Genomic DNA, 684 nt, shown 5'->3' on the forward strand with positions numbered 1-684 from the left:
AACACGTTAGGCACAATTAAAAAATGAAACTCGATATGCAAGACATATTATCTATTGGACAAAAAAATCAGTTAATTGACTACTTCAGTTTCATTTATGAAAATGTTCAACAAGATTGGAACGTAGAGTCGACATTGAAGCTTTTTGGAATTGGAAAATCCAATGAAGATACAGAGGAATCCAAACACATTAAAAGATATTATGTAAAACCAGCGGACAAACGGTTTAATCAAATCTATTTAAATTTTGACAATTCCAGAAATGTTGAATCAATTGTTTGGTTTATGGACAAGGATAATTCAGAATTAGTAACATTAGGAGAACTTGTGAAACTTTTCGGAGAATTTGAGATTCAAAATATAATTTATGATGAGACAACCGAAGTTGTATTTACACCCATCTTGAATGAAAATGTCCAATACGTTAGAACCTCTATTCTCGAATGGGTTGTAAAACGACCGAATGGCTCTCTTTATTTCAAGAAAGACCACAGTGAAATTGAAGTTGACAAAGATTACAAAGTTTCAAGCTTAATTTTAAAAATAAAAAACAGTGCCTAACACCGTGTATAAAAAATTGCTAGTTTTAGCTAACACAAAGTTGGTTGCTTGTTTGCCGGCTTCCGATTTTCCTTCGGAAAATCCTCGCCCCCAAACACGCAACTTTCCATACACGAACACGTTG

1 protein-coding gene is annotated in these 684 nt (G+C 33.3%); it reads left to right on the plus strand.

The window, feature by feature from the left end; all coding sequences use genetic code 11:
* Window positions 1-23: 23 nt before the first annotated feature.
* Window positions 24-560: a hypothetical protein gene (locus CDH49_RS15545; protein WP_100616442.1), complete on the plus strand. Its 537-nt coding sequence runs from the start codon at window positions 24-26 to the stop codon at window positions 558-560.
* The last annotated feature ends 124 nt before the right edge of the window (window positions 561-684 follow it).

The organism is Confluentibacter citreus (assembly GCF_002807055.1).
Classification (GTDB): domain Bacteria; phylum Bacteroidota; class Bacteroidia; order Flavobacteriales; family Flavobacteriaceae; genus Confluentibacter; species Confluentibacter citreus.